Below are 21,887 nucleotides of genomic sequence, written 5' to 3' on the forward strand. Positions count from 1 at the left end.
GTGTGACCCGCACCGTCGACGTGGCAGAGCTGGTCGACCGCGCGCGTGAGGGCCAACCGCGCGCGGTCGCCAGGCTGATCTCGCTGGTGGAGGACGCCAGCCCGCAGTTGCGGGAGGTCGCCGCCGCGCTGTCCCCGTTCACCGGGAACGCGCAGGTCATCGGCCTGACCGGGGCGCCGGGCGTGGGCAAGTCCACCTCCACGTCCGCGCTGGTGAAGGCCTACCGCGAGCGCGGCAAGCGGGTCGGGGTGCTGGCGGTGGACCCGTCGTCCCCGTTCTCCGGCGGCGCGCTGCTGGGTGACCGGGTCCGGATGGGTGAACACGCCACCGATCCGGGTGTCTTCATCCGCTCGATGGCCACGCGCGGCCACCTCGGTGGTCTTTCCTGGGCGACCCCGCAGGCGTTGCGCGTCCTGGACGCCGCCGGCTGCGATGTCGTGCTCGTCGAAACGGTCGGCGTCGGCCAGTCCGAGGTCGAGGTGGTGTCGCTGGCCGACACCACGGTCGTGCTGCTCGCGCCGGGCATGGGCGACGGCATCCAGGCCGCGAAGGCGGGCATCCTGGAGATCGCCGACGTGTTCGTGGTGAACAAGGCCGACCGGGACGGCGCCGACCAGACCGCTCGCGACCTCAAGCACATGATCTCCCTGGGCCGCCGCGAACGCGCCGAGGCCCTGTGGCGGCCACCCGTGGTGAAGACCGTGGCCGCGCGCGGCGAGGGCGTGGCGGACGTCGTGGACGCCATCGACGCCCACCGCGCCTGGCTGCACGAGAAGGGCGAGCTGGACCGGCGGCGCGCCCATCGGGCGGCCGGCGAGATCGAGGCCATCGCCCTGGAACGCCTGCGCTCCCGGATCGGCGACCTGCACGGCGGCAGCGCCCTGACGACCTTGGCCAAACGGGTCGTGGCGGGTGAGCTGGACCCCTACGCTGCGGCTGACCGACTGGTCGAGGGGGTGGGTGCGTGACTCCGGTCGTCATCGACATCGGCACGCGGGACACCCGGCGGGTGCTGATCGGCGGCACGGTGGCCGGTGTCCTGGGGTTGCTCGCGTTGTTCGGCTCGGTCAGCGCGTACGGCGGCGGTGAACCCGTCGGCGGCACGGTCGCGCTGGTCATCGGCCTGCTGTTCACGTTCGTGGCGGTGGCCGCGATCGTGAACTGGAAGAAGGTCAGCCGGCCGCGCAAGCTCGTGTTCGAGCCGCCGGGCGTGCGGTGGGACGACCCGCAGGGCTCGCCGTGGGCGGTGCCGTGGCCGGACCTGGGCGCGGTGCGCATCTCCCGCACGCAGGAGCGGGTCGTGCAGCTGGCCGACGCCCTGACCCGCCGCACGATGGTCCGCCTCGACCTGCTGCCCGCCCACCCGCAGGCCTTCGCCGCCCGCCACCCCGGCCTGGCGCCGCTGGCCAGGCCGGACGGCACCTACCGGCTGCCGCTGGGCGACGCCGCCAACCTGATCCCGATCATCGAACGGGCCATGCTCACCTTCGCGCCGCAGCTGTACCGGGGCGTCCAGGACGAGGGGTTCACGGTCGGGTTGAGCTGACGTGCTCCTCGTGCTGGGCCAGCGCCTTGCGCCACAGCACGTCCCGCTCCTCCTCGCTGAACCGGAGCCCGAACACGTCCGCCAGCGCCGCGAACCAGTCCCGGGGCGTCTCCAGCACGGTCTTCTTGGTCGTCTCCTCGACCCGGGACAGGGTCAGCGCGCGCATCGCGTCCCAGCCCGAGCCGTCGGCGCGCTGCGCGCAGAACGTCCGCACGAACCCGGACTCCGGCGACGTGGACAGGTACTCGTGCCGGTCGCTGAACGAGGCCAGTTCCACCGGCTCCGGGTCGAAGTCCACGCCGACCAGGCTGCCGCGCGGGTCGTGGTCCAGCCGCCAGCCGCCCTGGGCCAGCTCGGAGGGCCGCAGCCCGATCGTGAACGGACCTTGCGCGTAGGAGCCGGTGCGCAGCGGCAGCGGCGAGTGCAGGCCGTCCCCGAGGCCCACGTCCGCCAGCCACGGGCCGCCGTCCAGGTCGTGCACGAACAGGCCCACGTGGTTGCGGTTGATCACCGGCGGGTCGGTCGGGCGCATCTGCACGCCCGCCCGGTGCCTGGTCACGCGGTAGCCGAGGGCGTCCAGAGCGGCGGCGAACACGCCGTTGAGCTGGAAGCAGTACCCGCCCCGACCGGCCAGGATCCGGTCCAGCGACTCCACCGGGTCCAACGACGTCACCCGTCCGAGTTGGATTTCCACCGCTTCGTAGGGCACCCGTTCCACGAACGCCTGGTGCAGCCGCGTCAGCGCGGCCGAGCTCGGCGGCTCGGGCTCGGCGCCGATGCGGCGGAGCAGCGCGGAAACGTCGAACGAGCGCATGCGAAATCCCCCATCCGGGTGTGGGTCGAAGCCGGGACTTCCGACTCTAGGCAACGACGATCACGGAGCAGAACGATTTACAGGCGGCAACTGGGGGATTGAAGAGGTGAGATGTACGACTCCGCTGGGCTCCAGGTGCTCCACCGCGAGGAGTGCCTGCGCTTGTTGAGCACCGTGTCGATCGGGCGGCTGGTCTACACCGACCGCGCGCTCCCGGTCGTCCACCCGGTGGTCTACGCCCTGGACGGCGACGCGGTGGTGCTGCGCGTGCCCGAGGGCAGCGCGACCCTGGCGGCCCGCGACACGATCGTGGCGTTCGAGATCGACGAGGTCGAGCCCGACCTGTCCAAGGGCTGGACGGTCATGGTGGTCGGCCACCTCACCGAGATCCTCGACCCGGAGTGGCTCGCCCGGGTCCGGCGGCTCCCGCTGGCCTCCCGCGGCCACGGCAAGCAGGACCACTACCTGGCCGTCCGGCTCGAGGTCGTGTCGGGCCGTCGCATCCCCTGACCGGAGGCGCTAACCTCGGAGTCCTCCCTGCTTGAGGGGTGGGTTCACCTTGCCTTCGTCCCCGGACGCGAACGCCGCGCGCCTGGACGGCCTGCTGCGCCAGCTGACCGACCGGACCGCGGAGGTGATCGTCTCCCAGGAGCGCATGCACCGGCTCCTGGACGCCGTCGTGTCGCTGGCCAGCGACCTGTCGCTGCCCGACGTCCTGCGCCGGGTCGTCGAGTCCTCGTGCAGCCTGGTCGACGCCCGCTACGGCGCGCTGGCCGTCGTCGGGCCCAACCGGCAGCTGCTGGAGTACATCCACGGCGACGAGGCGCACCACGCCGACTTCGACGGCACCGCGTTCGACCCGGCCTCGGCGCGGTTCCTGGGCGTACCGGTCCACGTGCGCGGCGAGGTGTTCGGCAACCTCTACCTCACCGACAAGGTCGGCGGCGCGGACTTCACCCGCGCCGACCACGAGGTCGTGGAGGCCATCGCCGCGGCGGCCGGCATCACCATCGAGAACGCGCGCCTGTTCGAGCAGTCCAAGCAGCGCGAGGTGTGGCTGCGCGCGTCCAACGAGGTCACCAACGCCCTGCTCACCGGCACCCCGGACCGGGATGCGCTGCGCCTGGTCGCGGTGCGCGCCCGGCTGGCCGCCGACGCGGTGGTCGCCGCCTTGGCGCTGCCCGACGCCCACGGCGAACTGGCCGTGCGGGTCATGGACGGCGAACTGCGCGGCTTCACCGTGTCCCGCGAGGGCAGTGCGAGCCGTGAGGTGTTCGCCACCGGCAAGACCAAGGTCCTCGACGGCCTGCCCGGCCACTTCGACCGCATCGGCCCCGTGGTCGTCGTGCCGCTGGCCGCCGGCGAGCGCGTGCTGGGCGTGCTCATGGTGGCGCGCGCCCGCGACCACCGGGCGTTCGACGCCTCCGACGTGGCCCTGGTCGAGTCCTTCGCGCGGCAGGCGGCGCTGATCCTGGAGTTCACCCGGGCGACCGGCGCGGGACGGCGGCTGGCGGTGCTGGAGGACCGCGACCGCATCGCCCGCGACCTGCACGACCTGGTCGTGCAACGGCTGTTCGGGCTCGGTCTGGGGTTGCAGGGCCTCAACGGGCTGGTCGAGCAGCCACTGGTGGCGCAGCGGCTCGCGGAGTTCGTCACCGAGGTCGACCAGACCATCCGCGAGATCCGGCGGACCATCTTCTCCCTCCAGGAACCACCCGCGGGCCAGGCCAGCCTGCGGATGCAGTTCATGCGGGTGGTGCAGGACTCCAGCCGCCTGCTCGGCTTCGAACCGTCCCTGTCCACAGACGGCCCGGTCGACTCCCTCGTGCCCGACCACGTCCGACCGGACCTGCTGGCGACCCTGCGCGAGGCCCTGGCCAACGCGGCCCGCCACGCGTCGGCGCGCAAGGTGGACGTGGAGCTGACCCTGGACCGCGACGGCACCCTGCTGGTGCTGGTGGTGCGCGACGACGGCGACGGCCTCCCCGACGGCCGCGCCCGGCACACCGGCGGCCTGGTCAACATGGCCGCTCGTGCGGCGCGGTGGGGCGGGTCGTGTCAGGTTCAGTCGGAAGTGGGCAAGGGCGTAACGGTGACGTGGTCGGTACCGTTAGTGACAGGGTAGGGAGGGATCCATGTCCATCTCGGTCCTGCTCGTGGACGACCACGAGATCGTGCGGCGCGGCCTGCACCAGCTGCTCGACGTCGAGTCCGACATCGACGTCGTCGGCGAGGCGGAGAGCGCGGCGGCGGCCATCGCGGCGGCCGTCGAACACCGGCCCGACGTGGCCGTCATCGACGTCCGGCTGCCCGACGGCGACGGGGTGACGGTGTGCCGGGAGATCCGGTCGACCGTCCAACCCCCGCCGGCGTGCCTGATGCTGACGTCGTACTCCGACGACGAGGCCCTGTTCGGGGCGATCATGGCCGGCGCCGCCGGGTACATGCTCAAGCAGGTGTCCGGCAACGACCTGGTGTCGGCGATCCGGACCCTGGCGGCGGGCGGGTCCCTGCTGCACTCGGGCGTCACCGCGACCGTGCTGCAGCGGCTGCGCGGCGGTCCGGTGGAGGACCCGCGGTACGCGTCCCTGAGCCCGCAGGAGCGGCGCATCCTGGACCTGATCGCCGAGGGCCTGACCAACCGGCAGATCGCGCAGCGGCTGTACCTGGCGGAGAAGACGGTCAAGAACTACGTCTCGTCACTGCTGCACAAGCTCGGGTTCGACCGGCGCACCGAGGCCGGCGTGTACGCGGCGAAGCGCCGCCAGTCCGGCGCGCCGGGGTACTAGGCACGGCGGACCGCCGCCAAATCGGTGGTGCGGGGCCGGAGGGCGGGGGCGAGCCAGGTCTTGCGGTCCTCGTGCTCGCGGCGGAGACCTGCGACGTCGAGCCCGGTCCCGGGCGGGACGCCTTGGGTTTCGCAGTGGCGCACGCGCTGCTCCATGGCGGCCATCAGCGCGTGGTGGAACCCGGTCAGGGCCGCGGTGAACGCCTCCACGGGCATCGTGACGTGGTGGCCGGGCCACTCGACGTGCAGCACGTCGTCCAGCCGCCACCACTGGCACCCGCGCACGCCCTGGACGTACCCGAAGTCCAGGTAGTGGTCCGAGTACCAGTGCAGGGCGGCGAGGTCTTCGTCGTTGATCACCACTTCGCCGCGCACCAGGTCCACGAGGTCGGCCGGCACGGGCTCCAGTGCCGCCGGGGCGAGCACGAGCAGGTCTTCCCACACGCGGGCCAGGTAGTAGTCGACCTCGTCGTCGGGGAACGCGTGGTCCCCGAAGCGCAGCCGGTAGACGCCGTCGGTGAGCGCGAACCAGTGCAACTGGTTCCCGCCCCACCGCTCCACCTGGTCGAGCGGGGTGAGGGAGAAGTCGATGCGCAGGTCGGTGGCCCTTGGCACGTCCATGCCGTCACGTTAACGGGGGTCGGAGGCGGACCCCCGACCCCCGTTCGTCGACGGGCTACAGCCAGCCGTGCACCAAGGAGGGCTGGGCCGCCAAGGTGGCGGTCGGGTCCGGCAGCGGCATGCCGGCGCACGTCACGTCTCGTGGCGGGACCTTGCCGTCCACGATGAAGGACTCCACCAGGTCGTCCACGCAGGGGTTGCCGAAGCCGTAGATGCCGTGGTCGCCCTCGTCGGTCACCGTGAGCATCCGGGAGCCGGCGAAGCGGTGGTGGGCTCGTTGGGCGCCTTCCAGCGGGGTGGCCGGGTCGCGGACCGACTGGACCATCAGGATCGGGGGCACGCCCTTGCCGGTCGGGGTCTTCAGCTCCAGGGGCGGGCGGTTCCAGAAGGCGCAGGGGGCCAGGAGCTGGTAGTGGCCGAACAGCGGGTACTTCGCGCCGAGCTGCCGGGCCTCCCGGTCCAGGAACTCGCGGCCGCCGCGGAAGCGGGTGTCGTTGCACGTGATGGCGTACAGGGTGGCGGTGGGCGCGTCGGGGTAGCGGACGTCCAGTGCCGCCAGCGAAGGCCCGTTGAGCTGCGACAGCAGTCGTGCGGCGTCCGGGAACGACCACTTGCTGTACTGGGCCTGCACCAGCACCACGTCCAGCAGGACGCCGTTGAGCAACTGCCCGTCGGGCAGCGGGATCGGGTTGGCGTTCAGGGCCGCCCGGGTCTTCTCGTAGGCCGCGCGGACGTCCTCGGCGGTGGTGCCCAGGTGGTAGACGCTGTCGTACTTCGCCACCCACGGCAGGAAGTCCACGTCGAACCGGCGCTGGAAGCCGCGCCCGAACTCGTCGAAGATCTCCTGGAACGTGGTGGTGAACTCGGTGTTCGAGTCGAGCACGAACTTGTCGACCCGGTTCGGGAAGTACGTGGCGTAGTACGCGCCCATCCACGTGCCGCCGGAGTAGCCGATCCAGCTGATCTTGTCCCGGCCCAGCAGGTGCCGCAGCAGGTCCAGGTCGCGCACGGTCTGCTCGGTGTTGACCAGCGTGCCGAACTCGCCGGACTTCGCCTGGCACGCGGTGGCCTGCAACCGCGCGGCGCCGTAGAGCAGGTCGACGTTGGCGCGGCTGCGGTCGCGCGGGTCGGTCAGGGTCAGGAAGTCGAACCCGCCGCAGGTGACGTTCGTGCTCGCCCCGGTGCCGCGCGGGTCGACGCCGATGACGTCGAGGTCCTGCACGAGCTTCGTCCGACCCTGGTAGAGCGCGGGCAGCGTCCGCCCCGGCCCGCCGGGACCGCCCGGGTTGGTCAGGACGCTGCCCTTGGCGTTGCCGCTGCGCGCCTTGAGCCGGCTGATCGCGATGGTGATCGTCTTGCCGTTGCCGGGCGACCGCCAGTCCTGCGGCGCGGTGTAGGTCGCGCACTCCAGCACCGGGACGTCCAGGTCGGTGCACGCACCCCACGTGATCGCCTGGTCGCGGAACGGGTCCGCCTGCGCCTGCGCCACGGCCGGCAACGACGCCGTGAGCAGCGCGGCGGACACTGTCAGTGCCACTCCTCGCATGGTTCCCCCTCCGGGTTTCGTGCCAACCACCTCATCGGTGTGGTGGGGTGGGAAACAACGGCGGAAAGGCTCGCGTTCGGGTCTACGAAAGACTTAGGCCAGTCGGTGTCCAGGGGAAGTAGGGTCGTCAGGGTGGGGATTTTCCGGAGGAAGCGGCCCGCGGCCGTGGCCCGCGAGGTGGTGCGGGACCACACCTACGACGACGCGATCCTGGACATCGCGGCCGAGGAGATGGACGCGGGCCACCTGAGGGCGGCCACCACCGTCCTCGCCGAGTGCCGCGACGAACCCGAGGTCCGGGCGCTGCGCGCGGAGGTGCTCGGCGAACACGCCATCGGCCACGCGGACGAGCTGCTGGAGCTGGCCAAGGCGAACTCCGACCCGGACCTGTGGCTGCTGGCCGGCACGGCGTTCATCCGCGAGGCCTGGGCCATCCGCGGCTCGGGCCGGGCGGACACGGTCGGCAAGGACCGGTTCAAGGTCTTCTTCGGCACCCTCCGCAAGGCCGTCGGCCCGCTGCACGAGGCGGCGAAGCTGCTGCCCCACGACGCCGTGCCGTGGTCCCAGCTGCAGACGGCGGGCCTGGGCCTGCAGGTCGACCGGGACCAGAAGGACGAGGTGTGGCGCGAGATCGTGGCCCGGTGCCCGTCCCTGTACCCGGCGCACTGGACCAGGCTGCAGATCCTGGCGTCGAAGTGGGGCGGCTCGGCGGAGGAGATGATGGCCTTCGCCCAGGGCAGCGTCGACGCGGCACCGCTCGGCGACCCGGTCGTGGCCATGCTGCCGCTGGCGCACTTCGAGATCTTCCTGGAGCAGTTCGAGGACGCGGTGCAGGCGCGGAGCGCGTTCAAGATCGCGACCCTGAAGATGCGCTACTTCAGCCGCGTGCGCGACGAGATCGCCGAGGCGGCGGACAAGTGGGAGGCCAAGCCGGGAAAGGCCCACCCGCGCTCGCTCCAGGCGCACAACCTGTTCGCGGCGGCTTTCGCCCTGGCGGACGACGCGCCAAGAGCGAGAAAACACCTGCTGGGCATGCGTGACCACGTGCACGACGTGCCCTGGTCGTACGTGGCTTATCTGGCCGATGACCTGGAGAAGGAATACTCCGAGCTCGCCAACAAGTACCTCGACGCCTGACCTGGCGCTGCGCGCGCGGGTGAGGCGCGCGCAGCCCGGTGATCAGCACTTCTGCTTGTAGAAGTACTTCTGGTTGGTGTCCATGTCGGCCTTGGTCAACGCGACCAGGTCGGTCTCGATGTCCCGTTTGACGCTGCCGCCCTCCAAAGCCGCGATCGCCTGCTCCACGCCCGTCCGTCCGATGGTCGCCGGGTCCTGGGCGATCAACGCCTGCACCGCGCCCGCCCGCAGGTCCTCCACCTGCTTGGGGCTGGCGTCGAACCCGACCAGGTTCACCGCGCCCGTCTTGCCCGCGTTGCGCAGCCCGGTCGCCGCGCCCTCGCCCGTGTTCAGGTTGGTCGCGAAGACGCCCACCAGGTCCGGGTTCGCGGCCAGGGTTGCCGTCACCTTCGACGCGGCCTGGTCCGGTTCGTTGTCGGTGTACTGCTGGCCCACGTACTTCAGGTTCGGGAACTTCTTGATCTCGTCCTCGAAGCCCTTCGCCCGCGCGTCCGTGGTCGACGTGCCGGCCTTGGTGTTCAGCACCAGCACCGAGCCCGACTTGCCGGCCGCCAGCTTCGCCAACGTCTGCGCGGCCAACTGGCCGCCCTGCTCGTTGTTGGACGACACCGTCGAGACGGCGATGGACGTGTCCTCCAGCTTGGTGTCCACCTCGACGACCTTGATGCCCGCGTCCTTGAGCTGCTTCATCGGCCCGGCCATCGCCTTGTCGTCGGTGGGTGCGATGAGGACCGCGCCGGGCTTGTTCGCGAGTACGCCGGTGACGATCGGGGTTTGCAGGGTGGAGTCGAACTTGGTCGGTGCCTGGACGTCGACCTCGTAGCCCTTCGCCTTCGCGGCCTCGCGGAAGCCGCACTCCATGGAGATGTAGAACGGTTCGGCGGCCACGCCCGGGATCAGGACCATCTTCTTGGTGTTCCCGGAACTCCCCGAATCGCCGATCTGGCCACCGCCGCCGCACGCGGTGAGCAGCAGGGCCGCCCCGAGCAGGGCAACTGTCCTCGTTGACATGTTCTCCCGCACCTTTCGCCTAGCGTTGATTGCGCGCCCTTCGTCGTGACTGGTCGAACCACACCGCCGCCACCAGCACGATGGCCACGGCGATGGGCTGCCAGTACACGTTCACGCCGACGATCACGAACCCCTTGCGCAGCACGGCCGGGATGAACACGCCCAGCACCGTGCCGACGACCGAGCCCGAGCCACCGAACAGGCTGGTGCCGCCGAGCACGACACCCGCGATGGCGTTGAGGTTGTCCGTGTCGTGCCCGGTGATGGACGCGACCCGGAAGTACGCGAGCGCCATGAACCCCGCCAACCCGGCCAGCGTGCCCGCGAGCAGGTACACCTTGACCAGGTGGCCGGTGACGCCGATGCCGACCCTGCGCGCCGCCTCCTCGTTGGAGCCGATCGCGTAGGTGTAGCGGCCGAACCGGGTGGTGGCCAGGACCAGCGCGCCGACCGCCGTCACGACCGCCGCCAGCAGGACCAGGTTGGGCACCCCGAACCACGTGCCCGTGCCGAGGCTGTTGCTGAGCACGTTCGGCACGCCGGACACGTTGGAACCGTTGGAGATCAGCTGCCCCGCGCCGAGGGCCGCGCCGAACGAACCCAGGGTGACGATCAGCGGCGGTATCCCGGTCTTGGCGATCAGGACGCCGTTGAGCAGACCCCAGGCCGCGCCGGAGACCAGGGCCACCACGAGTCCGACGAGCACCGTGCCCCAGCCGGCGTTGGTGGCGTTGCCGTCGTTCAGGGCGTTCATGGTCATGGCGGAGGTGACCCCGGAGAACACCAGGACCGACCCGACCGACAGGTCGATGCCGGAGGTGATGATCACGTACGTCATGCCGACGCTGAGGACCAGGAGGACGGAGGTTTCCACGAGGGTGGTCTGGAGGGTGAAGGTCGTCAGGACGGCGTCCGGCCGGATCGCGCCGAACACCGCGATCAGCACCAGCAGCACCAACCCGATCCACAGCGTGTTCGCGCCGAACAGCCGCTGCTTCAGGGTGCGTTGCCGGACGGTCCGCTCCTCGGTGCGCGTGGTCATGCGTCCTCCTGCGACAGGGCTCCGGTCATCGCACCGACCAACTCCTCGACGGTCGTGTCCGCCGCCCGGAACCGAGCCACCCGCCGGCCCAGGCGCAGCACCTCGACCCGGTCGGCCACGGCCAGCACCTCGGGCATGTTGTGGCTGATCAGCACGACCGCCATGCCCTGGTCCCGAACCCGCTTCACCACGTCCAGCACCCGTTCCCGCTGCACGACCCCCAGGGCGGCGGTGGGCTCGTCCATGAACACCAGCCGACTCGCCCACACGACACTGCGCGCCACGGCCACACTCTGCCGCTGCCCGCCCGACAGCGCCCCGATCGGCACGTCCACGCTCTGCAACGACACCCCCAACTCACGGAACGACTCCGCGGCCCGCCGCCGCATCTCCTTCTTGTCCAACACCCCGAACCACCCCAACGGCCCGGATTTGCGCAGCTCGCGCCCCAGGTAGAGGTTCGCGGCCGGGTCGAGGTCCGGCGCCACGGCCAGGTCCTGGTACACCGTCTCGATCCCCAGCGAGCGGGCAGCCACCGGCGAGGGCAGCACGACCTCCCGACCGTCGAACACGATCGTGCCGCCGTCGGGCTGCTCGGCCCCGGATAGGCACTTCACCAGCGTGGACTTGCCGGCACCGTTGTCCCCGATCAGTGCCACGACCTCGCCCGCGTCGGCGGTGAACGACGCGCCGCGCAGCGCTTCCACGCTGCCGTAGTGCTTCACCAGGTCACGGGCGTCCAGCAGGGGTTGGGCCATGTCGCCTCCCGTCCGTCCCCCAGGGGACGGAAAATTTCAGTTCAGTGAACTAAATATTTCAGTGGCGTGGAGTGGTCGGAACAAACACGCGGCTCGCGCCGCACGAGTCGGGTCGGGTCGGGTCGGCGGGTGCGGTAGGTGCGGCACGGGTCGGTTGGCGGGTGCGGTGGGTGCGGCACGGGTCAGTCGGTGGGTGGGGTGGTGCGGCACGGGTCGGGCTGGCATGCCGGCGGGCGCCGGCTGGTGGTCGGGTCGGCAGGGGCGGCGGTTGTCGCACGGATGAGGCCGGTGGGTGGGGCGGGTCGGGCAGGGGAGCGCGGTGGGTGGCGGGTGCGGTGGTGTTGCGCGGGTGGCAGGTGCGGTGGGTGGTGCGCGGGTGAGGTTGGTAGGTGCGGTGGGTGGGGGTGGCGGGTGTGGTGGAGTCGCGCGGGGGTCAGGATGGTGAGCGTGGCTGGTGGGGCACTGTGATCAGGTTGGCAACGGTGGTCGGCATCGCACGGTGACCAAGTCGCCGGACAGGGTGCAGGTGCCGGCGGCGTGGGGGATGACTACGGTGCTGCCGCGTCGGAGCGGCAAGTCGTCGAGGGTGCCCTCGCCTTCCAGGACTACGAGCACGGCGAAAGACTCCTCCAGCACCGCCGTGCCGGACACGTGCAGTCGGTCCGCACGGAAGAACGGGTCCGCCTGCGTGCCCAGCAGGTTCGCCGAAGAAGACGTGCCCGTGCGGAGCACCAGGTCGGAAACGCGCTGCGCGGACCGCTCCACGCACTCCAGCGCGGTCTCCTGACCCAACCCCAGGTGCCAGGCCTCGGGCTCGGAGAGGAAACCGCGCCACTCCAGCGTCACCGAGAAGTCCGTCGGCTGCTGGAGTTCGACGATGAACACGCCCTCGCCGATCGCGTGCGGCACGCCGGCGGGGACGAACACCGTGTCACCGGGCTTCACCGCGACCGGGTTGAGTGCGCCCAGCATCGCTGCGGAGTCCTGGGTGGACACCCACGCATCGACAAGAGCAGCGGGCACGTCGCCGCGGAAACCGATGTACACCAAGGGGTCAGGCCCGGACGTGCCGACCACGATCCACGCCTCGGTCTTCCCGTGCCGGCAGTCCAGGTGCCGCAGGGCGAAGGCGTTGGACGGGTGGCAGTGCACCGGCAACCGTTGACCCGCGTCCAGCAGCTTGACCAACAGCGCGGTGTCCGCTCCGAACGAAGCCACGTGTGCCGGACCCAGCCACGACAGGGGGTCGGCCCGCACGGCGTCGCGCAACCAACGCCCGTCGGGCAACCGGGTCAGGCCGTCGGGATCGCGGCCGAACAAGGTGGTCGTGGACGCCACCCAGTCCTCGGGGCCGTAGTCCGCTGACGGTTCGCCGCGCAGTGCCGCGATCGCCGCGCCGCCCCGGTAGAACTGCCGGGGTTGGTTGGCCGGCAGCTCGACAGGTCGTGTCACACCCGCACCTCCCCTGATCCTCGCGCCACCAGCCGCACCGGCAGCACCACGCGACGGGGTGGTGACCCGTCGCCGTCCAAGCGCGCGTAGAGCAGGTCGGCCGCCGCCTTGCCCAGTGCGCTCGCGTCGTGCGCGATCACGCTCACCGGCGGCGAGAGCAGGTCCGCGAGTTCGAAGTCGTCGAAGCCCACCAGGGCCGGCCGGTGCGAGGAGCCGGCCAGTGCCCGCAGTGCGTGGACGGTGATCCGGTTGTTGCCGGTGACCACGGCGGTGGCCGGGTCGGCACCCGAAGTCAAGCCGTGCAACGCCTTGCGCACCGAGACCTCGTCGTGCGGTCCCATGACCACCAGCGACTCGTGGAACCCGATACCCGCCTGGAGGCATCCCTCGCGGTAGCCGCGCAGGCGTTCGTTGGCGGTGAAGATGTCCGGCGCGTCACCCAGGAAAGCGATCCGACGGTGCCCGAAGGACGCCAGGTGCAGCACGGCCTCGGTGGTGCCGCCGACGTTGTCCACCAGCACGGTGTCGGCCACGACGTCACCCGCCGGCCGGTCCAGGAACACCACGGGCGTCCCCGCGCGCATCTCCGGCACCAGGTACCCGTGCTGCAACCCGGCGGGCACGATCAGCAGCCCGTCCACCCGGCGCGAGCAGAACTCCAGCGCCAGTTCGCGCTCCCGCACCGGGTCTTCGTCCGACGAGCCGGTGATGACCTGCCGCCCGCGCAGCCGCGAGACCTCCTCGACCGCCCGGGTGACCCCGGAGTAGAACGGGTTGCCCACGTCCTCCAGCACCAGCCCGACCGTGCCGGTGGACGACCCGCGGCGCAGGTTGCGCGCGCTCAGGTTGCGCCGGAAGCCCAGTTGGTCGATCGCCGCGAGCACCCGCTCGGCGGTGGCCGGGTGCACGCCGGCCTCGTCGTTGACCACGCGGGAGACGGTCTTGATGCTGACGCCGGCCAGCCGCGCCACGTCGTTCATGGTGGCGCGGCGCACCTTGCGCCCGGCGGCTGCGGACAACGTTGTCATAGTGCGCGAATCACACACCCGTGCCCGGCCGATGTCAATGATCCGATCTGTCTTGAACGAGACAACCGCGCCGAGCAGCCTTGACGCGACCGTGACACGCTCCGCAATGATCCGACTACTGGATGCCCTGGACAGCGTTGTCAACCGAGGAGGTCTCGTGAAGACGGCACTGGTCGCGGTGGCGGCCGTAGTACTCGCGGTGGTCCATCCGGTGGCCGCCCAGGCACAGTCGGACGATCCCGCGCAGTGGGTGAACCCGTTCGTCGGCACCCAGCCGGGTGGTCCGGACCACGGCACGGGCGGTGGCGCGGGGAACAACTTCCCGGGCGCGGACGTGCCGTTCGGGATGGTGCAGTGGAGCCCGGACACCGTCACCCGCCAGCACGGCGGCTACCACTACCCGGACAACCGGATCAAGGGGTTCAGCCTGACGCACCTGTCCGGCGCGGGTTGCTCGACCTACCAGGACATCCCGGTCATGCCGTTCGTCGGCGAGGTCACGACGTCACCGGCCACCGACCCCGCCCGGTACGTGTCGACGTTCTCGCACGCCAACGAGTCCGCCACCCCCGGGTACTACGGCGTGACCCTCGACAGCGGAACCGAGGTCGAGTTGACCGTCACCCAGCGCACCGGCGTCGCCCGCCTGACCTACCCCGGCGGGGCGGCCTCGACGTTGCTGGTCAACACGTCCGGCTCGATCGCGGGCACCGACGACGCCGAGGTCACCATCGGCACGAACACGATCAGCGGCTGGGCCACCAGCGGACGGTTCTGCGGCGCGGACCACCGCTACCGCGTCTACTTCCACGCCCAGTTCGACCAGCCCTTCGCCTCTTTCGGCACGTGGAAGAACGGTGCCGTGACACCGGGGAAGACCGCCGAGCGCGGCGGCTCGGGCGTCCGTGACACCGGTGACGCGCCGAAGACCGTCGAGCAGAAACGCACGCTCGCGGCGCAGGACACCACGGTGTCCGGACCGGGCTCCGGCGCGTACGTGACCTTCGACGACCCGGACGTGACCATGCGCGTCGGCCTGTCGTTCGTCTCGATCGACGGCGCCAAGCGGAACCTGCGCGCGGAGAACGTCGGCAAGTCCTTCGACGCCGTCCACGCAGCCGCCCGCAAGGCCTGGAACGACCGGCTGGGCCAGGTCCAGGTCACCGGCGGCACGGACGCGCAGCGCACCACGTTCTACACCGCGCTCTACCACTCCTTGTTGCAGCCCAACGTGTTCTCCGACGCGGACGGCCGCTACCCGGGCTTCGACGGCCGCATCCACACCGCCGAGCGCGGCCACGCCGTCTACACGAACTTCTCCGGCTGGGACGTCTACCGCTCGGAGATGCAACTGCTCTCCTTGCTGGCACCCAAAGAATCGTCGGACATGGTCCGCTCGATGATGCTGTTCGCCGAACAGGGCGGCAGTTGGGACCGCTGGACCGTGGCCAACGGCTACACCGGCGTCATGGTCGGCGATCCCTACCACGTGATGGTGTCCAGCGCGTACGCCTTCGGCGCCAAGGACTTCGACGCGTCCAAGGCGCTCCTGCTGATGCTGCGCGGCGCAACACAACCCACGCAGGGCTACGAGGAACGCCCCGGTCTGACCGAGTACCTGGACCTGGGTTACGTCCCGGTCGGCGCGCGCAACGTCTGGGGACCGCCCGCCACGACCCTGGAGTACACCAGCGCCGACTTCGCCATCGCCGAACTGGCCCGCCGCCTCGGCGACGGCGCCACCTGGCAGGCGTTCACGAAACGCGCCCAGTACTGGCAGAACCTCTACAACCCGGGCACCGGCTACCTCCAAGCCCGCAACCGGGACGGCTCGTTCGTGGAACCGTTCGCGCCGGGCAACCCGGACACGTGGGTCGAGGGCAACGCCGCCCAGTACACGTGGATGGTCCCCTACAACGCGCGCGGCCTGTTCACCGCGATGGGCGGCGACGCCAAGGTCCGCGAGCGGCTGGACTTCTTCTTCAGCAAGCTCAACGCCGGACCGCACGAGCCGCACGCGTTCCTCGGCAACGAGCCGATCATGCACACCCTCTGGCTCTACAACTGGGCCGGCGCGCCCGACAAGACGCAAGCGGTGGTGCGCAAGGCGGTGGACGAGCTGTTCGGCCCCGGCCCGGACGGGTTGATGGGCAACGACGACCTCGGCCAGATGTCGTCGTGGTACGTGTGGGCGGCGCTGGGCCTGTACCCGGTGATACCCGGCCGCGCGGAACTGGTCGTCAACAGTCCGCTGTTCCCCCAGGTCACCATCACCCGGCCCGGCGGCAAGCCGATCGTCATCAAGGCGTCCGGCGAGGGCAAGCACGTGTCGAGCCTGGCGCTCGACGGCCGTGCGCAGACCCGGACGTGGCTGCCGGAGTCGTTCGTGGCCAACGGCGGCACGCTGGAGTTCGGGCTGTCGGCCACCCCGACGTCGTGGGGCACCGCGCCCACCGACGCGCCGCCGTCGTTCCGGGACGGTGAGATCGCCCAGCAGTCCTACGTCGAGCCCGGCCGCCTGGTGCTGCCCGCCGGTGGCAGCGGCACGGTGACCATCGGCGCGCAGGACTTCTCGGGACGCGGCGGCAAGGTGACCTGGACCGCCCAGCCGCCGGCCGGGATCACGCTCACGCCGGCCAGTGGCGAGGTCACCGTGCCGCCGGGGGACAAGGCCGGGCAGACCGTGACCGTCGAGGTGGCCGCCAACGCCCCCGAACAGACCCACCGCGTGCCGGTCCTGTTCGGCAACGGCCAGCGCAGCACCATCTCGGTGCTGGTCGCCGATCCGGGCAGCCTGCGGGCGGCGTTCAACAACATCGGCACCTCACCCGACGACGACCAGGCCATCGGCAACTTCGACGGCGGCGGCTGGAGCTACTCGCGCAAGGCGTTGGCGGAACAGGGGTTGTCGCCGGGCGCGGCCGTCCAGTCGGACGGGATCACCTACACGTGGCCGACCTCGCCGGTCGGCGAGCCGGACAACGTCAACGCCACCGGCCAGACCGTGACGGTCGACGGCACCGGCACCAAGCTGGGCCTGCTGGGCAGCGGCGCGGGCGGCCGGTCGTCGGGACGGCTGACCATCACCTACGCGGACGGCACCACCCAGACGGCCGACGTCGGGTTCTCCGACTGGGCACTGGGCGGCAACCCGTCCACGCCACCGTCGTTCGACAACCGGATCGTCGCGACCACGCCGTACCGCAACAACACCAGCGGTGAGGCGCAGCAGCTCAAGGTGTTCGTGTTCGCCACCGCGCCGATAACGGTGGAGGCCAAGCCGATCCGGTCGGTGACCCTGCCCGCGTCGGTCACCGGCGGCACGTTCCATGTGTTCGCGATCGGGCTCGCCTGAGTTTGGACCTGTTCGCCACGCTCGGAATGGACCTGGAACCCCGTCGTGGCCGCCGCGCAGCATGGCGGTCATGACGGAGTTCGAGCGGTGGCTGGACGAGGGGTTCGTACGGCTCAACACGGTGTTCGAGGAGGCCTACTTCGCGGCCGGGCAGGAACACGTGCCCGGTCTGGGGCAGGAGGAGCTCCTGCACGAGGGGGCCAAGCGGCTGCCCGGGTTCGACGGCGACCCGTACCGGCTGCTCGGGTCGGTGGGGATGTACCTGGCGGCGTGCGCGCGGCACCAGGTGGAGGACGAGGAGGTGCTGGCCCCGGCGTGGGCGTTGGCGACCCGCCTGGGCACGTCCCTCGGTGTCGCGCCGCGGTACGTGTTCGCGCACCAGAGCCTGCACGGGTTCCGGACGTTCACCTCGCTGCCGGACGAGCAGGTGTTCGTGCGGCAGAACGGGGTGGCGGTGGTCGCGTACGAGCGGGCGGCGCACGCGTTGCGGCTGGTCGCGACGATGGGCGTCGGCGGTCCCGTGGTGGAGGGGTTGTTGCGGGAGGCCCGGCGGGCGTTGGAGGAGGTGCTGGCCGCCAACCGGACGTTGGCGGACACCGTGCACCCGCGGCGGTTCTACCTGGGCATTCGGCCCTACTTCCGGCCCCACCGGGTGGGTTCGCAGGTGTACCGGGGGGTCAACGCCGGGGACTTCGCGGCGGTGAACGAGATCGACCTGCTGCTCGGGTTGTGCCGGGCGGACGACCCGTTCTACCAGCGGGTCGTGGCGGAGAAGATGCCTTTCGTGCCACCGGACCACCAGGACCGGCTCAAGCGGGCGGTGGTCGCGGAGCCGTTGTTGCCGCAAGTCCTCGAGGAACCTCGGCACGCTGGGCTGTTCCTGGAGGTGTGTCGGGCGCATGGCGCGGCCTACGCCTTGCACCACGGGCGTTTGGTGAAGCCGTTCCTGGAGGCTCAGGCGGGGGACGAGCAGGACGTCACGGCCAGCGGGCCGCCGTTGAGCGTGGTCGTGGCGGAGCTGGGGCACCTGGTGGACCTGCGGACCGGTCGGGCGCGCGCGGGGGCGTTCGGAGCGCACGAGGAGCTGCGGCGGCTAGCGGAGCTGGTGTAGGGCTTGCGCGATCGTGGCGATGCCCTCGGTGAGGACGGAGCCCGGGTTGGCCGCGTAACCGAGGACCAGTCCGGGCCGGGTGGGGCGTTGCGCGTGCCAGGACAGGGGTTGGGCCTTGACGCCGAGGTCCAGCGCGGCGGCGGCGAGGTCGGTGTCCGGGACGTCGTCGGGGAACGTGACCGTCAGGTAGAGCCCTGCCGCCACGCCGTGCACGCGTGCGCCCGGCAGGTGGTCGGCGATGGCCCGGGTCATCGCGTCCCGGCGGCGGACGTGACGGCGGCGCAACAGGCGCAGGTGTTTTTCCAGCTCGCCGGAGTCCATCAGCTCGGCCAGCACGAGCTGCGGCAGGGCGGTGCTGCCGAGGTCGGCGAACCGCTTGGCGGCCACGACCGCCTCCCGGTGCCGGGCCGGCACCAGCAGCCAGCCCGTGCGCAGGGCCGGAGCCAGCAGCTTCGACACGCTGCCCGCGTAGCAGACGCGGTCGGGCAGCGCGGCCTTCAGCGCGGGGACCGGTGGGCGGTCGTAGCGGTGCTCGGCGTCGTAGTCGTCCTCGACCACCAGCCCGCCCCAGCGGTCCAGCTCCCGGCGGCGGTCCGGGGTGAGCACGACTCCGGTGGGGAACTGGTGGGCGGGTGTCACGAGGACGGCTCGGGTGTGCAGCTCGGAGACGACAAGGCCCTGGTCGTCCACGGGGACGGGCGGGGTGGCCAAGCCGTGGTGGTTGAGGTGCTGGCGGACGCCGAGCGAGCCGGGGTCTTCCACCGCGAGCTCGTCGGTCCCGGCGTCGAGGAGTGTCTCGGCCAGGAGGGCAAGCGCTTGCGCCACACCGGTCACGATGACCACTTCGTCCGGGTCGGCCACGATTCCCCGGGTCCGGGCGAGCCACCGCGTGACGGCGGCGCGCAGGGCGGGGGTGCCGCGCGGGTCGCCGTAGCCGAACTCGGCGGAGGAGAGGCGGGCCAGCACGGACCGTTCGGCGCGCAGCCAGGCGGCGCGGGGGAAGGCGGTCAGGTCGGGCACGCCGGGGGAGAGGTCGATCCGCGCGGGGGCTTCGCGCACCACGTCGAACACGTCCGCGCCCGGCACGGTCGGGAAGACGGGCGGCGCGCTGGGAACGGCGGGGGCGACCGGTCGTGCCGGCACCGCGGTGACCACCGTCCCCGCCCGCCCGCGGCCGGTGACGTGCCCGTCCTCGGCGAGCCGCCGGTACGCCTCGGTCACCACCCCGCGCGAGACGCCCAGGTCGGCGGCCAACGTGCGGGTCGCGGGCAACCGGCCACCCACCGGCAACCGACCCTCGGCGATCGCCACCCGCAACCGCCCCGCCAACCAGTCCGCGAGCCCCCGGGCGGGCGCGTCGGCGGGGTCGAGGAGGAGGAAGTCGGAACCGGGTGACACCGTGCCGAGGGTAGGCCCAGGTACGCCACCAGCACCCTAGGGTGGGGGTGTGACCAGGGATGTCGTGCGGGCCGTCAACACGTTCATCGGGACCAAGGACGACGGGAACACGTTTCCCGGCGCGGCCGTGCCGTTCGGCATGGCGCAGTCGAGCCCCATCGGGTCGCACTACGCCGGGTACCGGTACGACGACCCCGTCATCCGGGGGTTCGGGCACTTCTTCCTGTCCGGGGCCGGGTGCTGGGAGCAGGGCGGGCTGGTGTCGGTGCTGCCGGCGACCGGGTTGCCCCGCGTGTTCGACCACCGCCGCTATGGGGCTCGGTACAGCCACGACGGCGAGATCGGCGAAGCCGGGTACTACCGGGTCCGGTTGGAGGGCGGGATCACGGTGGAGAGCACCGCGACCCTGCGGACCGGCGTCGAGCGGTTCGCCTTCCCCGCCGGGGTCACGCCGCACGTGCTGGTCAACGTGGGGCAGGCCAACGACAAGGAACCGGTGTTCGCCAGCTCGATCGAGGTCGTGGACGACCGGACGCTGGCGGGTTCGGTGACGTCGCAGGCGTTCTGCGGTGGCAAGCCGTACACGACGTACTTCAGGACCACGTTCGACCGCCCGTTCGTCAAGACCGGCAACTGGGGTGGTGCCTCGGGCGGTGCCGGGTTGCGCGGGCAGTGGGTGACGTTCGCGGACGGACCGGTCACGGTGGCGACCGCGTTGTCCCACGTGGACGCGGAGGGTGCGGCTCGGAACCTGGTCGAGGCGCGCGGGAAGTCGTTCGACGAGCTGCGGAAGGCTGCCCAGGACGCTTGGCGGGCCGAGCTGTCGTCGGTGGAGGTCGAGACCGCGTCCGCCGACGACGAGACAGTCTTCTACACGGCGCTCTACCACGTGTTGCTGCAACCGTTGACGGGCAACGACATCGACGGCCGGTACCGCGGGTTCGACGATCGGGTCCACACGGCCGAAGGCTGGACGTACTACGAGTACTTCTCCCTGTGGGACACCTACCGCGCCCACAACCAGCTCCTGGCCTTGCTGCGACCCGACCGGGCCCGTGACATCGCCCGGTCGCTGCTCGCGGTGCACGAGCAAGGGGGCTGGCTGCCCCGGTGGGCCTACGCGAACCAGGAGACGAACACGATGACCGGCGACCCGGTCACGCCGTTCCTGGTGGACCTGTGGCGGTTCGGCGCGCTGGAAGGGTTGGAGGAGCAGGCCTACCGCGCGTTGCTGCAGAACGCCACGCAGTTGCCGCCCGCCGCCTCGCCGTTCGAAGGGCGTGCCGGGGTGAAGTCCTACCTGGCCAACGGGTTCGTGCAGTACGACCCGCACCACCGCAAGAAGGGCCAGGACGTCGACCCGCACCACGGCGCGTCCGCGACTTTCGAGTACGCGCTGGCCGACGCCTCCCTGTCGATCATGGCGGAGGCGTTGGGTCATGTCGAGGACGCGGCCGAACTTCGCCGGCGGGGGCGGAACTACCGGACGCTGTGGGACGGAACGGTCACCGATCGCGGCCTCACCGGGTTCCCCCGCCCCAAGACCGCGGACGGCCGGTGGCTGGCGGAGTTCACGCCGCAGGGACAGGACGGGTTCCACGAGGGCACCGCGTGGCAGTACCAGTGGCTGGTCCAGCAGGACGTCCCCGGGCTGGTGGAGTTGTTGGGCGGCAAGGAAAAAGCCGCGGCCCGGCTGGACGACTTCTTCGCCTACGCCGACCTGGTGGCCGACCCGGCGCGGACCGTCCGCGAGAAGTGGGTCGTCGGCCCGTACAACTACTACAACCAGTTCCGCTACAACCCGAACAACGAACCCGACCTGCACACGCCGTGGATGTACGTGCTCATCGGCCAACCGTGGAAGACCTCGGCGGTCAACCGCGCCGCCCAGCACCTGTTCGTCAACGCACCCAACGGGGTCACCGGCAACGACGACCTCGGCACCATGTCCGCCTGGTACCTCTTCAGCGCCCTGGGCCTCTACCCGGCGATGCCCGGCACCGGCCAGTTCCTCCTGCACGCCCCGCGCTACCCCAAGTCGACCACCCACCTCGCCGACGGCCGTGCCATCACGATCAACGCGCCGGACGCCACCCCGGCCAAGCTCCAGTACATCAAGGGGTTGTCGGTGAACGGTTCGCCACAAGACGAAGTGTGGGTGGACCACGAGAAGCTCGTCGGCGGCGTCGTCCTGGACGTCGAACTCACCGACGACCCCGCCGAAGCCACCTGGGGAACGCCGCCGCCGTCACCGTGCGCGGGCGGCTGACCGCGCAGCGC

18 protein-coding genes are annotated in these 21,887 nt (G+C 71.2%); 9 read left to right on the forward strand and 9 right to left on the reverse strand.

Annotated elements, in window-relative coordinates:
- Positions 1-2: 2 nt before the first annotated feature.
- Both meaB and DFJ66_RS30145 read left to right on the forward strand, forming a co-directional pair.
- Positions 3-968: a methylmalonyl Co-A mutase-associated GTPase MeaB gene (meaB, locus tag DFJ66_RS30140; RefSeq protein ID WP_121226095.1), complete on the forward strand. Its 966-nt coding sequence runs from the start codon at positions 3-5 to the stop codon at positions 966-968.
- Complete coding sequence (locus DFJ66_RS30145) at positions 965-1,546, forward strand: hypothetical protein (protein ID WP_121226096.1); 582 nt, start codon at positions 965-967, stop codon at positions 1,544-1,546. The genes meaB and DFJ66_RS30145 overlap by 4 nt, the downstream gene beginning before the upstream one ends.
- On the opposite strand, the gene DFJ66_RS30150 is transcribed toward DFJ66_RS30145, so the two are convergent.
- Positions 1,527-2,360 carry an arylamine N-acetyltransferase family protein gene (locus DFJ66_RS30150; protein ID WP_121226098.1) on the reverse strand — a complete coding sequence of 278 codons (834 nt, stop codon included), beginning with the start codon at positions 2,358-2,360 and terminating at the stop codon, positions 1,527-1,529. The two genes, DFJ66_RS30145 and DFJ66_RS30150, sit on opposite strands and share 20 nt — an antisense overlap.
- A gap of 111 nt (positions 2,361-2,471) precedes the next feature.
- Here DFJ66_RS30150 and DFJ66_RS30155 point away from each other — a divergent pair, with 111 nt between their 5' ends.
- The 3 genes from DFJ66_RS30155 to DFJ66_RS30165 are packed head-to-tail and all read left to right on the forward strand — an operon-like array spanning position 2,472 to position 5,149.
- Entirely contained in the window at positions 2,472-2,870 is a 399-nt protein-coding gene (locus tag DFJ66_RS30155) for a pyridoxamine 5'-phosphate oxidase family protein (protein ID WP_121226100.1), read from the forward strand.
- 49 nt (positions 2,871-2,919) lie between these two features.
- On the forward strand, positions 2,920-4,485 hold the full coding sequence (locus DFJ66_RS30160) for a GAF domain-containing sensor histidine kinase (RefSeq protein WP_121226102.1): 1,566 nt from the start codon (positions 2,920-2,922) through the stop codon (positions 4,483-4,485).
- Between the two features lie 10 nt (positions 4,486-4,495).
- The gene (locus DFJ66_RS30165; protein WP_121226104.1) at positions 4,496-5,149 is read left to right on the forward strand and encodes a response regulator; all 654 of its coding nucleotides are present in this window, start codon (positions 4,496-4,498) and stop codon (positions 5,147-5,149) included.
- Here DFJ66_RS30165 and DFJ66_RS30170 read toward each other — a convergent pair.
- Both DFJ66_RS30170 and DFJ66_RS30175 read right to left on the reverse strand, forming a co-directional pair.
- Positions 5,146-5,769 carry a DUF5984 family protein gene (locus tag DFJ66_RS30170; RefSeq protein WP_121226106.1) on the reverse strand — a complete coding sequence of 208 codons (624 nt, stop codon included), beginning with the start codon at positions 5,767-5,769 and terminating at the stop codon, positions 5,146-5,148. The genes DFJ66_RS30165 and DFJ66_RS30170 overlap by 4 nt on opposite strands.
- Before the next feature lie 55 nt (positions 5,770-5,824).
- Entirely contained in the window at positions 5,825-7,315 is a 1,491-nt protein-coding gene (locus tag DFJ66_RS30175; protein ID WP_121226108.1) for an alpha/beta hydrolase, read from the reverse strand.
- Between the two features lie 132 nt (positions 7,316-7,447).
- On the opposite strand from DFJ66_RS30175, the gene DFJ66_RS30180 reads away from it, so the two are divergent.
- The gene (locus DFJ66_RS30180) at positions 7,448-8,452 is read left to right on the forward strand and encodes a hypothetical protein (RefSeq protein WP_246029961.1); all 1,005 of its coding nucleotides are present in this window, start codon (positions 7,448-7,450) and stop codon (positions 8,450-8,452) included.
- Positions 8,453-8,494: 42 nt separating this feature from the next.
- Here the strand turns inward: DFJ66_RS30180 and DFJ66_RS30185 are convergent, their stop codons facing one another.
- From DFJ66_RS30185 to DFJ66_RS30205, 5 genes are all read right to left on the reverse strand, one after another.
- Positions 8,495-9,463 (reverse strand): ABC transporter substrate-binding protein, encoded by a 969-nt coding sequence (locus DFJ66_RS30185; protein ID WP_121226110.1) that lies wholly within the window; start codon positions 9,461-9,463, stop codon positions 8,495-8,497.
- 19 nt (positions 9,464-9,482) lie between these two features.
- Complete coding sequence (locus DFJ66_RS30190; RefSeq protein WP_121226112.1) at positions 9,483-10,505, reverse strand: ABC transporter permease; 1,023 nt, start codon at positions 10,503-10,505, stop codon at positions 9,483-9,485.
- A complete protein-coding gene (locus tag DFJ66_RS30195) occupies positions 10,502-11,263 on the reverse strand; it encodes an ATP-binding cassette domain-containing protein (protein ID WP_121226114.1) in 762 nt (253 codons plus the stop codon). The genes DFJ66_RS30190 and DFJ66_RS30195 overlap by 4 nt, the downstream gene beginning before the upstream one ends.
- A 468-nt stretch (positions 11,264-11,731) precedes the next feature.
- Complete coding sequence (locus DFJ66_RS30200; protein WP_121226116.1) at positions 11,732-12,715, reverse strand: class I mannose-6-phosphate isomerase; 984 nt, start codon at positions 12,713-12,715, stop codon at positions 11,732-11,734.
- A complete protein-coding gene (locus tag DFJ66_RS30205; protein ID WP_121226118.1) occupies positions 12,712-13,695 on the reverse strand; it encodes a LacI family DNA-binding transcriptional regulator in 984 nt (327 codons plus the stop codon). Before DFJ66_RS30205 ends, DFJ66_RS30200 begins: the two co-directional genes overlap by 4 nt.
- 205 nt (positions 13,696-13,900) lie before the next feature.
- Here DFJ66_RS30205 and DFJ66_RS30210 point away from each other — a divergent pair, with 205 nt between their 5' ends.
- Both DFJ66_RS30210 and DFJ66_RS30215 read left to right on the forward strand, forming a co-directional pair.
- Positions 13,901-17,098: a GH92 family glycosyl hydrolase gene (locus tag DFJ66_RS30210; RefSeq protein WP_397556346.1), complete on the forward strand. Its 3,198-nt coding sequence runs from the start codon at positions 13,901-13,903 to the stop codon at positions 17,096-17,098.
- A 70-nt stretch (positions 17,099-17,168) separates the two neighbouring features.
- Entirely contained in the window at positions 17,169-18,209 is a 1,041-nt protein-coding gene (locus tag DFJ66_RS30215; RefSeq protein ID WP_170199743.1) for a monodechloroaminopyrrolnitrin synthase PrnB family protein, read from the forward strand.
- Here the strand turns inward: DFJ66_RS30215 and pdxR are convergent.
- Positions 18,192-19,607, reverse strand: coding sequence for a MocR-like pyridoxine biosynthesis transcription factor PdxR (pdxR, locus tag DFJ66_RS30220; protein WP_121226124.1), 1,416 nt, complete (start codon positions 19,605-19,607; stop codon positions 18,192-18,194). The genes DFJ66_RS30215 and pdxR overlap by 18 nt on opposite strands.
- Before the next feature lie 49 nt (positions 19,608-19,656).
- Here pdxR and DFJ66_RS30225 point away from each other — a divergent pair, with 49 nt between their 5' ends.
- Complete coding sequence (locus DFJ66_RS30225; RefSeq protein ID WP_121226126.1) at positions 19,657-21,876, forward strand: GH92 family glycosyl hydrolase; 2,220 nt, start codon at positions 19,657-19,659, stop codon at positions 21,874-21,876.
- Positions 21,877-21,887: the final 11 nt, after the last annotated feature.

This window comes from Saccharothrix variisporea (assembly GCF_003634995.1).
GTDB lineage: Bacteria > Actinomycetota > Actinomycetes > Mycobacteriales > Pseudonocardiaceae > Actinosynnema > Actinosynnema variisporeum.

Bases quoted from the DNA above. Each gene is read 5' to 3' on its own strand.
- DFJ66_RS30150 (WP_121226098.1), bottom strand. From the start codon at position 2,360: ATGCGCTCGTTCGACGTTTCCGCGCTGCTCCGCCGCATCGGCGCCGAG.
- DFJ66_RS30155 (WP_121226100.1), top strand. From the start codon at position 2,472: ATGTACGACTCCGCTGGGCTCCAGGTGCTCCACCGCGAGGAGTGCCTG.
- DFJ66_RS30165 (WP_121226104.1), top strand. From the start codon at position 4,496: ATGTCCATCTCGGTCCTGCTCGTGGACGACCACGAGATCGTGCGGCGC.
- DFJ66_RS30170 (WP_121226106.1), bottom strand. From the start codon at position 5,769: ATGGACGTGCCAAGGGCCACCGACCTGCGCATCGACTTCTCCCTCACC.
- DFJ66_RS30175 (WP_121226108.1), bottom strand. From the start codon at position 7,315: ATGCGAGGAGTGGCACTGACAGTGTCCGCCGCGCTGCTCACGGCGTCG.
- DFJ66_RS30185 (WP_121226110.1), bottom strand. From the start codon at position 9,463: ATGTCAACGAGGACAGTTGCCCTGCTCGGGGCGGCCCTGCTGCTCACC.
- DFJ66_RS30190 (WP_121226112.1), bottom strand. From the start codon at position 10,505: ATGACCACGCGCACCGAGGAGCGGACCGTCCGGCAACGCACCCTGAAG.
- DFJ66_RS30195 (WP_121226114.1), bottom strand. From the start codon at position 11,263: ATGGCCCAACCCCTGCTGGACGCCCGTGACCTGGTGAAGCACTACGGC.
- DFJ66_RS30205 (WP_121226118.1), bottom strand. From the start codon at position 13,695: ATGAACGACGTGGCGCGGCTGGCCGGCGTCAGCATCAAGACCGTCTCC.
- DFJ66_RS30215 (WP_170199743.1), top strand. From the start codon at position 17,169: ATGACGGAGTTCGAGCGGTGGCTGGACGAGGGGTTCGTACGGCTCAAC.